This is a genomic window from Streptomyces sp. NPDC005728 (assembly GCF_040630895.1).
Taxonomy (GTDB): Bacteria; Actinomycetota; Actinomycetes; order Streptomycetales; family Streptomycetaceae; genus Streptomyces.
Genome location: NZ_JBEXYL010000206.1, coordinates 1 through 6839 on the forward strand (window position 1 = coordinate 1; position 6839 = coordinate 6839).

At 68.6% G+C, this 6839-nt stretch carries 7 protein-coding genes and 1 pseudogene; 2 read left to right on the plus strand and 6 right to left on the minus strand.

Translation table 11 applies throughout. The features are described from left to right. Positions 1–75: 75 nt before the first annotated feature. Complete coding sequence (locus ABZ471_RS47145; RefSeq protein WP_359075320.1) at positions 76–1116, minus strand: vWA domain-containing protein; 1041 nt, start codon at positions 1114–1116, stop codon at positions 76–78. Positions 1117–1172: 56 nt separating this feature from the next. Between ABZ471_RS47145 and ABZ471_RS47150 the strand changes: the two are divergent. Beyond that, positions 1173–1343, plus strand: a pseudogene (locus ABZ471_RS47150) (transposase); the annotation flags it as partial. Between the two features lie 113 nt (positions 1344–1456). Here the strand turns inward: ABZ471_RS47150 and ABZ471_RS47155 are convergent. Continuing rightward, entirely contained in the window at positions 1457–2170 is a 714-nt protein-coding gene (locus ABZ471_RS47155) for a hypothetical protein (RefSeq protein ID WP_359075321.1), read from the minus strand. A gap of 234 nt (positions 2171–2404) precedes the next feature. Between ABZ471_RS47155 and ABZ471_RS47160 the strand changes: the two genes are divergently transcribed. Continuing rightward, the gene (locus tag ABZ471_RS47160) at positions 2405–2530 is read left to right on the plus strand and encodes a hypothetical protein (RefSeq protein WP_359075322.1); all 126 of its coding nucleotides are present in this window, start codon (positions 2405–2407) and stop codon (positions 2528–2530) included. Between the two features lie 169 nt (positions 2531–2699). Here the strand turns inward: ABZ471_RS47160 and ABZ471_RS47165 are convergent, their stop codons facing one another. The 4 genes from ABZ471_RS47165 to ABZ471_RS47180 form a co-directional block, all read right to left on the minus strand. After that, positions 2700–4412: a VanW family protein gene (locus ABZ471_RS47165; protein WP_359075323.1), complete on the minus strand. Its 1713-nt coding sequence runs from the start codon at positions 4410–4412 to the stop codon at positions 2700–2702. Further along, positions 4379–5086, minus strand: coding sequence for a transposase (locus ABZ471_RS47170; RefSeq protein ID WP_359075324.1), 708 nt, complete (start codon positions 5084–5086; stop codon positions 4379–4381). The genes ABZ471_RS47165 and ABZ471_RS47170 overlap by 34 nt, the downstream gene beginning before the upstream one ends. A gap of 104 nt (positions 5087–5190) precedes the next feature. Continuing rightward, on the minus strand, positions 5191–6432 hold the full coding sequence (locus ABZ471_RS47175; RefSeq protein ID WP_359075325.1) for a cytochrome P450: 1242 nt from the start codon (positions 6430–6432) through the stop codon (positions 5191–5193). Next, positions 6429–6650: an amidohydrolase family protein gene (locus tag ABZ471_RS47180; protein WP_359075326.1), complete on the minus strand. Its 222-nt coding sequence runs from the start codon at positions 6648–6650 to the stop codon at positions 6429–6431. Before ABZ471_RS47180 ends, ABZ471_RS47175 begins: the two co-directional genes overlap by 4 nt. Positions 6651–6839: the final 189 nt, after the last annotated feature.

Here is a 6839-nt window from a genome sequence, read left to right on the forward strand (position 1 = left end):
GCCCGCGAAGCGGGCTCCAGCGGCCCGGTGCCGGGCCGACGAGATCTCCGGGTCCCATTGGGGTTTCCAAAGGCGTCAGAGCATAAGCAGTAGCCGCGTGTTCGGTACGAGCTTCCGGTTCACGCTGGTGCTCTGCACGAAGATCGTGAAGTCGTCGTTGTGGTCCGGCTTGACGCGAACTTCCACATTCGGCAGACCGAGCAGGGCTCGGGCCTCGGGCCCCGTGTACACCCGGTCCGTCTTCTTCTCCAGCACCGCAATCTGCTTCCGTGCCTGGATCTTCTCCGACTTGCTCAGCTGGTAGAACGCGCCACCGGTACGGTAGGTGTGCCCGCATTCGATGATCCAGTCCCGGATCGCCGCGTCACGAGCCACCGGGATCAGCTGGTATTCCGACGGATTCACCGGGGTGAGGCCGGCCGCCTTGATGGTGTCCTTGTTGACCGCCTCCGTACCTGTGGAGAACACCGCTCGCGATCCCCGGATGCCCTTGGTTCGGCCCACCATGAAATTCTCGGTGGCCTGCCGGATGACCTGCCCGGCCTCCTCGAGACCCTGTGTGCTCGTGGCGTCCCAGATGGCGATGTTGTCCTTCGGGAAACCGCACTGCATGGCCTCGCGCTTGCCCATCTGGTCCGGCACAAGGACGGCCAGCGTCCAGTTGTCCTCCTGAGTCGCGATCATCTTGGCCACGGCCTCGACCAGTTCACGCGGATCCTTGGTCGGGGCGTCCGAGCAACGATGACTTGCGTTCTCCTGCCCGTCGGTGAGTACGAACGTCAGGAAGCTGTGGTCGCCGTACAGTTGAGCTGTCTGTGCCAGCTCCCGCTGTGACTTCAGTGCGGCTGCCAGCAGAGCCGTCATTCCACCGACCCGATACAGCTGCTTCAGCGAGGGCATTCGCAGTACGTCCTTGTCGTAGATGACGCACTCCACCTTGTCTGCGAAGACGTACACCGTGACGCGGGTTTCCTGGTCCAGTTCCCTCGATCGGCGAGCAAGATATGCAATCTGCTGGTCTGCGACTTCGACGACCTTGCGGCTGAGGTGCGACATGGACGAACTGGCATCCAGTACAAGAGCAACGTGATTGATGTAGTTCTGGCTTCCGGACATAACAGCTCCCCCTGTTTCTGACTCGATGCTCCTATCGTCTCACCCACCACTGACAATCGATCTTGACCGTGCACCGCACCGGAGTGCAATGGCGCTACCTGCCGCACGACTTCCCACCCTGGGAGACCGTCTGCGGCGCCTTCGCCAAGTGGCGGAAGGACGGCGTGTTCCCCCAGCGCGACGGCCTGCTGGGGGAGTTGGTGCGTCAGAAGGAGGGTCGCCGTGCGCATGCCAGCACCCAGTCCCGTGATCGCCGTCGCCTGTCCCGGTGTCGAGGCGTTCACGCATCACGGGTCGGCGCGCTGTCGGTCAGGAAGAGCCCGGGATGCCGCTGCCGTGGTCAGACCGACGGCAGCGGCTCGACAGGGAGCACACGGTCCGGCAGAGCGCCTTCGCACGCCTCGAGGTCCGGATAGACGCACAGGGTCTGGCCGTCCACCCGCAGTACGGGATAGGTCCACGTCTCTGTGGCCTTGGGCACGAGCACCTGTGTGGTGGCTCGCTCGACGTCGTGGACGACCAGCGACAGGATGTTCCAGGCAAGGTTTCCCATCGCCAGGCCCTGCTGCGGGTGGTTCTCCGGACCCGCGGCCTGGACCACGTAGAACCGCTCGTCTGCCCAGTACCCGGAATGCTCCAGCGACACCCCCTCCGCGACGCGGACGCCGTCGATCCAGAGCATGCAGTGGTCCGACGGGTTCTGGATGTGCACCGCACGGTGCCGGTCGCCGGGGGTGAACGCGACGTCGATCCCGTACGTGCTCCAGCAGTCCGTGAAGCCGCTGCATGCGCCTGGGACGGGACCGCTGCGGGTCCGGACGACGCCCGTACCACCGTCGGCCGGGTCCTGGCTGCACGTCTTCGGGTCTCGACAGGGCCTGTCGAGACGGCGTGTGCATCCGATGCCCATGGCCGCCACGTCACGGGGCGAGGCCATGGACAGAAGTTCGGCAAGACGGTCGCGGTAGCGATCAGGGCCGACGAGGGCGAGCAGGTCGTCTCCTTCGTCCCTCCACCACACCAGCAGATCGATCCCCACCTGGGATCGGCGCAACCAGTCCTGCCACTCCTCGCCCCAGGCTCCCCACCGGTGGGCCCATTGATGGGCTTTCACGTTCCCCGGCGTCGTCTCGGGTGACGGTTCGGCCTCCGGCGCATCGCCGGAGGCCGGCTTCCCGCCCTTCTCCCTGCGCCATCGCCACGTCACAGCCACACCCCGGTTCCCCCTCGGCAACGGCCGGGCGGCGCGCCTGCGGCAGCCGACCGGCAACCCGACGATCGTAAGGGGGTGCTCGCACGTCCTGGCAGCGATTGTCCGAGCAGGGTGATCAAGGCCTGGACCGCGGTGGGCGGTGAGCTGTTCGGCCAGATCCCGCAGTTCGGTGCCGAGCGCCGGGTCGGGGAGCTGCGGTGAGGCGGGCGCCGGGTGGTCGCTGACGAAGTATCCGGTGTCGGTCCCGCACGGCCTGCTCCCGCCCGCCTCGCGCACGACCGGCGCCCACCGTGACGGCAGCCCCGAGACCACCTGACGGCTCGGCCGTCCCCCTCGGCCATGGCCGGCATGTCCGACGCCGGGCCCGGGATCATTCGCAGGTGATCTCGTCGCGTGGGGCGTAGTGCGTGCGGAGCGGCTCCCGCGCGACTTCCCGGCCGTCGTTGTAGAAGACCCGTTCCACGGTGACGTCGAAGCCCTCCAGCGGTGTCTGCGGCACGCACTTCTCGTCGGTGCTCACCTTCTTCGCCGGCTGCTTCACATGGGTGCGCGGCCCCTTGACCGACTTGATCTCGTCGTACTTCTTGGTGCCGAGGAAGGTGACGGTCACGGAGGTGTCGGTGGACTCGGCCTGTATGTAGATGGCGTTGCCGGAGTCGTTCTTGAACTTCAGGTCCAGGCTGCCCCAGGCGACTGTCGCCTCACGGCCCTCCGGGTAGCGCTCGATGTAGAAGGAGTGGGCGCCGTGCTCCACCAACTTCACCCCGGCGAAGAACGCCGCGTTGTAGACAGTGGTGGCCACGCTGGAGACCCCGCCGCCGGACGCCTTCGTGAACTCGTTGTCGAGGATCATGATGCCCTCGACGAAGCCGTTGGCCTCGGTGCGCCGGCCTACGGTCCGGTTGAGGCTCCACGTCTCGTTCGGCATGATCACGGAGCCGTTGATCAGCTCCGCGGCCCGGCCGATGTTCTTGGTGCGGTACGGGGCCTTTTCGAAGTTGACGGTGAAGGAGGACAACTTCTCCTTCAGTCCCAGGCGCGCGGCGTTCTCACGGGTCACCTCGGGCTGGATCCTGCGAGTGCTCAGTTCGCCGGTGCGCGTCGCGGTGCCTGACTTGGTGAGCAGCGGCAGGACGGCCTTGCTCAGCGCCTTGTCGGTGGCCTCCTGGCCGAACCTGGCGTCGTCGGCCACCACGACCTTGTCGCCGTCGAGCCGCAGGCCGGCGTTCTTGGTCCCACTGTCGAGGCCGGCGAGCTCGGGCGCTGTGCGCAGGCCCTCGGCGTCGAGTCTTGGCGTCAGCCTGCCGGTCCCGTCCGGTCGCATCGTGAGGTACTGCCCCAGGGCGGCCTGGCTGATCGTGAAGCGCTTGTCACCCGCAGTGAGCGTGATCGGTGCCGACATGGCCGGCTGCGCGAACTCGCGCACCGCTCGTTGTACCTCTGCCGCCGTGACCTTCGGTTCGGTCTCGCGGGCGGGCAGGGCTGTGACCGGGCCGGGCTTGCCGCGCAGGAAGGAGCTGCGCAGAGTGCCGACCGCGGCGTCCACGTCGAGCGCGTAGCCGCGGCGTGAGGCCACCTGCTCGACCCGGCCGTCCGTGAAGGTGACCGCGCCGTCCCGGACGTTCTGATCAAGAGATGTGGCCAGTTTCGCGAGAGTGGCGCGGGTCTTGTTCTCGTCGACGCGTACGACCGGCTCGATGTCACCGCCGCCCGAGTGGAACAGCCCACCGACCACGCTGAACGGATCGGAGCCGGTACGCGTCGCCCGGTCCACGGTCTGCTCGACGTCAAAACTGAGTCCGGCCTGCCGCGGATCGACCGTGCCTCTGTGGTCACCGACCGTCACGGCCAGCTCGCGCGAGCCGGTCGGCGCCAGGTGTTTCTCCAGCTCCCGGACGGCGTCCGCGCGACTCAGGCCCCCGATGTCCACGCCGCGCACGGTCGTACCCGCCTCGATCTCCCCGCCCGTGAGCAACAGTCCCGCCAGATACACGCCGCCCACGCCGACGGCCAGGGCACCGCCGGCCAGGGCGACGGGCGGAGCGGAGGCTATACGCGGGATCGAGGGTGTGCGAGGGCGCATGGGTCTCCTGGACGATCGACGGGACGGTGCACTCGATGACGTGACGCCGTGGGCAGGGCAAGCGCACCAAAGTATCCGCAAACGGGCATCGATCGCATATATCGCACGTCACGCAGGACGTGCCACGGCGGCCGGAAACCACAGACTCCCCCGTGCCCTCCCCGGTCGAAGCATCGTGACGTGACCTTGCCCACCAGGTGCGCTGTCCGCACCGTGCACATGGGCGATGCGTGATCCCGGCGGGGCGATGGCCATTGATCGACGCGACCGGGCTTCGCGCCGTCCCCCGATGGGGCATGGCGACCCTCCGAGCGGTCACCGCCCCGGTGGAGTCGGCGGCGCCGGGCCTTGCCGGAGGAGGCTTCCACGGGGATCGCTCCGCAGAGGACGGCGAAGGGCGCCTCGCCGGCCGTCCGCTGCGGGTTGTCCCCGGCCGCTGTCAGCAGTGCGGGGGCGGTGTCGGGGCCGAGCCTCTCCCCAGGGCTCGGTTCGCCGCACCAGCGGATGAGGTTCCGGATCGTCTCCACCGGGCCGCTGACGTTCCTGGCGGCGGCGGTGGCGCGGCCGCAGAGGGCGGCGTGAGCCGGGCGGCTGTCCGGCAGTGCTCCGGTACTGGTGACCACGCCTGTCGCGAAGGCCCCGATCAGGCACACCCACCGGTCCGACGGCGGCATGCGCCGCCGTCGGCGGTCGGCAGATCAAACGCCAGGCACCGACGCCGGCCGTAGCGCGGGCCGGGCCATCCCCCCGAGGCGAGAACCGGCCTCCTGCGCGTCCGTCACCCGGCGGGATCGAGCACGACCGGAAGCTCGGCGAGGCCGCGGAAGGCGGGGAAGGGAACCTCCAGCCACCGCGCCTCACCGCGAGGGCCGGCCAGAGTCATCCTCGGGAACCGGTCGAACAGAGCGGTGAGAGCCAGCTGCATCTCCAGCCGGGCCAGCGGGGCTCCCAGGCAGTAGTGGCTGCCGTGCCCGAACCCCAGATGGGCATCCTGCGCGTTGCCCGCACGCGCCACATTCAACTCGTCCGGGGCGTCGAACTTCAGCGGGTCGCGGTTGGCCGAACTGATCGCGATCTGGACCAGGGCGCCCTTGGGAATCCGCGTCCCGCTGTACTCCACGTCCTCGGTCGCGTAGCGGAACGTCGCGCTTTCCACGGAGCCGTCGTAGCGCACCAGTTCCTCGACCGCGGCACGCATCAGCTCCCCGTTCTCCCGCACGGCGCGCAGCTGCTCGGGATGGGACAGGAGGTGATGCACGGCGTTGCCGATCAGATACGCGGTCGTCTTGTGCCCCGCGAACATCAGCAGGAACGCCGTGGAGACCAATTCGTTCTCGGTCAGCCCGCCGTCGTCGTCCCGGACCGTGGTGAGCGCACTCAGGAGATCGTCACCCGGACGGCTCCGCTTGGCGGCGAGGAGATCCGAGAAGTACGCGTGCAGATCCTCCTCCGCCTTCTGCTGGGCCCGCTTGGCCTCCTCGTTGAAACCGCTCTGGGCCACCGTGGAGGACAGGTTCTGCATCCGCGACCGCTCCTCGGGCGGTACACCGAGCAGATCGCAGATCACGATGATCGGCAGCGGGAACGCGAAGACCGGCAGCAGGTCGAAGGGATCCCGGGTCGGGCACTCGTCGAGCAGGCCCCGGACGATGTCCTGGATCTTCGGCCGCAGCGCCTCCACACGCCGTGGGGTGAACGCGGAGTTGACCAGCCTGCGCAGCCGCGTGTGCTTGGGCGCGTCGGAGTTGAGCATGTTGTCGTCCAGCGCGACGGACGAGTCACCGAAGATCCTCCGGTAGGCGTCCATGGCCCCGTACATGTCCTTGCTCAACCGCGGATCCGACAGGGCGGCCCGGGCGTCCTCGTACCGGGTGACCAGGTACGTCTCGTTGCCGTGCGGCGGTCTCATGGGGCAGACCGGCGCCGCGTCGCGGAGATGGGCGTAGACCGAGTGAGGGTCCCGACGGAACTCCGGGGTACAGCGTTCGGCCGCCGTGACGGCCTCTTGCGTAGTGGTCACGGACGACTCCTGAGGTCGAAGAGGGCCTCGGCGTTGCCACCGAGGATGAGCTGCTGCGACGCCTTGTCGACCGGCAGCTTCTCGATCATGCGGATCTGCTCCTCCAGCGGCACGGCCAGCGGGGGTGAGTCCGTGCCGAACAGCATCCGTTCGGGCCCCAGCACCTCCGCGTTCAGGCTCAGATGCGCCGAACTGGACGGGCTCGTGTCGACGTACATGCGCTGCAGTGCCGCGGCCGGGTCGACCCCCGGTCCCGCGGCCGCCGGCCGGGCGGAGACCGCCCCGGGCCGGCCGGGGGGTGGCGGGGGGGGCGGCGGCGGGGGGCGGGGGGGGGCGCCGGGGGGCGGCCCCCGCCGGGGACGACATACCACACAAGAATGTCTCGGGATTTGGGGGTGGGTTGGTGT